At 74.0% G+C, this 3,083-nt stretch carries 3 protein-coding genes; 2 read left to right on the top strand and 1 reads right to left on the bottom strand.

Translation table 11 applies throughout. From position 1 onward, the window contains the following. Positions 1 to 138: 138 nt before the first annotated feature. A complete protein-coding gene (locus PLL68_RS07745; protein ID WP_324533198.1) occupies positions 139 to 1,170 on the top strand; it encodes a Gfo/Idh/MocA family protein in 1,032 nt (343 codons plus the stop codon). A gap of 63 nt (positions 1,171 to 1,233) precedes the next feature. On the opposite strand, the gene PLL68_RS07740 is transcribed toward PLL68_RS07745, so the two are convergent. Continuing rightward, entirely contained in the window at positions 1,234 to 1,974 is a 741-nt protein-coding gene (locus tag PLL68_RS07740) for a Type 1 glutamine amidotransferase-like domain-containing protein (protein ID WP_324533197.1), read from the bottom strand. A 79-nt stretch (positions 1,975 to 2,053) separates the two neighbouring features. Between PLL68_RS07740 and PLL68_RS07735 the strand changes: the two genes are divergently transcribed. Continuing rightward, positions 2,054 to 3,083: serine/threonine-protein kinase (locus tag PLL68_RS07735; RefSeq protein ID WP_324533196.1), on the top strand; the 1,030-nt coding region annotated here is incomplete at its 3' end.

Here is a 3,083-nt window from a genome sequence, read left to right as displayed (position 1 = left end):
ACGTCACCGGCTCCGGCGTACGCGAGTGGGAGGTTCGCGCCGTCGAGCCCGGCACCAGCGTCATCACGAGCACGACCCCGGCGTACACGATCACGCTGACGGTTCAGGCGTCCTCCGGCACGCCCTAGATTGGGCGCCATGATGCGCGTCGCCCTCGCCGGGTTCGGTTCCTCCGGTCAGACCATCCACGCCCCGCTGCTCCACGAGGCCGGGTGTGACGTCGTCGCCGTGTCCACCCGCGATCCTGAACGCGCTGCGGCCGCCAGGGCCGAGTTCCCCGGAACGAGCGTCGTCGACGACCTGACCGCGCTGCTCGCGGTGCCGGGCGTCGACCTCGTGGTGCTGGCCACCCCCAGCGGCGCCCACGCCGCGCAGGTGCGCACCGTCATCGACGCGGGGATCGCCTGCCTGGTCGACAAACCCTTGGCGGTGGATGCCGTGTCGGCGGCCGACGTCGTGCGTCATGCCGAAGCCAGCGGAGTGCCACTCACCGTCTTCCACAACCGGCGCTACGACCCCGAGCACGCCACCGTCGCGAGGGTGGTCGCCGACGGGCTGATCGGCACGCCGTTCCGCTACGAGATGCGGTGGGAGCGCTGGCGGCCGGTGCCCAAGGACCGGTGGCGCGAGAACGCCGGCCCCGCCGACGGCGGCGGCATCCTGCTCGACCTGCACAGCCACCTCGTCGACGCTGCCGTGCAGCTGTTCGGGCCGATCGCCTCGGTGTTCGCCACCGTGGCCGCGCACACGACCCTCGCCGAGGACGACGCGTTCCTCGTCTGCCGCCACGAGTCGGGGGTGGTCTCGCACCTGGGGGCGACCGCGCTGTCCGGTGCGCCGGGGCCGCGGGTGCGGATGCTCGGCACGACCGGGGCCTACGTCATGGCGGACTTCACGGGGGAGACCCACGTGTGGACTGCTCAGGCCGACGCCGACCCCGGCCAGAGCGGCTGGGTGTACCGCGGCGACGAGCGTGAGCCGGTGGCCCGCGGCACGAGCACCCAGGCCGACCTCTACCGCGCGGTGGCGGCAGCGCTGGAGTCCCCGGAGCCCCAGGCCGCAATGCCCGTGGACCCGTGGGATGCCGTGCACACGCTGGCCGTCATCGACGCGGCGCGCGAGTCGGCGGCGCAGGAGCGCGTGGTGAGCGTGCGCACCCCCGCACGCTGACGGCATCCGACTCATTGCACTCCAGCCACCTGCGGGAGGTGGCCGGAGTGCAAGAAGTCGTGGTCAGGGGGAGGGCAGGCGTCGCGGTTCGATGCGTTCCTCCCGGATGCCGCCGCCCTCACCGTCGCGGGTCACGATGTACGCACCCTTGCCGTCGACCTCGCTGACCGCCTCGACGAGCTCGGTGCCGCGGTAGACCAGGCCCACGCCGTCGTCGGTGCAGTGGGTCGTGGGGAGCGTGCCGTCACCCACGAGGGCGTGGATCGTCGGGCGGCGGCTCTCCTCCGAGTCGTAGTGCACGCCGCTGCCGTAGGGCAGCAGGCCGAGACCGTTGGTCACTGCGCGCAGGTCGGGGCCGAAGGAGTCGGTGCAGCCGCCGAGGTACCAGCAGATCGACCCCGCGGACACGCCACCGAGCACGACGCCCGCCTCCCACGCGGCGCGCATCGCCGGTCGCAGGTCGTGGACGTCCCACACCGCGAGCAGGTTCGCGACCGAGCCGCCACCGACCCACACGACATCAGCCTCGAGCAGGTGCCCGGGGACGTCGTCGAGGTTCGGCATGGGGAACAGGTCCAGGCACGTGACGTCGAACCCGGCCACGCGCCCGGCCTCGGTGACGCGGTAGTTCATGAAGCGGGGGTCGCCGGATGCCGTGCCGACGTAGGTGACGCGTGGTCGGCGCCCGTGGGTGCCTGAGAGGTCGACCGCGTGGTGCACGAGCGCGGCGAACTCGACATCCGTGCGGTGTCCGTAGCGGAAGCCACCCGAGGTGGCGAGGATGGTCGGGGCGTCGGCAGTCATGGGCACGACGGTAGCCGCCCGCTGGGCTGCCTGTGGATAACTCTCCGGGCGCTTTCGTGGAACGCGGCACAGTGGGGGCATGGACGACGAGGGGACGCAGCCGCCGGAGGTGCCGGGGTTCGAGGTGGGGGAACTCCTGGCGCGGGGCGGCACGAGCGAGGTCTGGGCGGGCGTGTCGGTGCCCGAAGGTCGGCGGGTCGCGATCAAGGTGGTGCAGGCCGGCCTCGGGGAGGTGGAGGCGGCGGCGCGCGAGGCGGCGGTGTCGGCCGCCGCGGCGTCAGCGCACATCGTCGAGATCCACTCGGTCATCGACCTGGCGGACGGCCGGGTGGCGCTGGTCATGCCGCACCTGCGCGGTGGGTCCCTCGACGCGCTCGTGCGAACGCGCGGGCACCTGACGGCGGGGGAGGTCGTGACGGCGCTGGCCCCGGTGGCTTCAGCCCTGGGGCGCCTGCACGGTCTCGGTGTCGTCCACGGTGACGTCTCCCCGGGCAACGTGCTGCTCGACCTCGACGGCCGGCCGGTGCTCGGTGACCTCGGTCTGGGCCACGTGGTGGGTGACATCTCCCCGGGGGTGTGGGGCACTGACGGGTACGTCGCCCCCGAGGTCGTCATGGGCGGCGACCCGTCACCGGCATCGGACGTCTACGGGGTCGGCGCCCTGGGCTGGCTCTGCCTCACCGGCAGCGTGCCCGGTGCACCAGGGTTGCGCCCGGCACTCGCCGACGTGAGCCGCGCGGGGCCGTCTGCAGCGGGGTTGGTGGAGGCCCTCGCGGCGGCGCTGTCCCCGGATCCGGCCGACCGCCCGGATGCTCACGAGCTCGGCTGGCTGCTGTTCCAGGCGGCCACCGCGACACCGCTCGACCTCGTCCGCGGGGGTGACGAGGTCAGCGCCGTGACCTATCGGCTGCGAGCTGCCGCCGGCGAGGCCCCGGCGCTCGAGGCGACCCCGCGGTGGCGGCGCGTGTGGGCACGCCTCGCGGGACGCGGTGCCGCGCCGCCGACGTCCATCCCGGTCGAGCGGCGCCGTGGGGCCGGTCGGCACAGCGAGCCGGCGACCCGGGCGGGGGTGGGTGTCGCCCGGGTCGCCGTGACCGCCGCCGGTGCCG

Source organism: Ornithinibacter sp. (assembly GCF_035443565.1).
GTDB lineage: Bacteria > Actinomycetota > Actinomycetes > Actinomycetales > Dermatophilaceae > Fodinibacter.
This window is presented reverse-complemented; position numbering and strand designations above follow the sequence as displayed.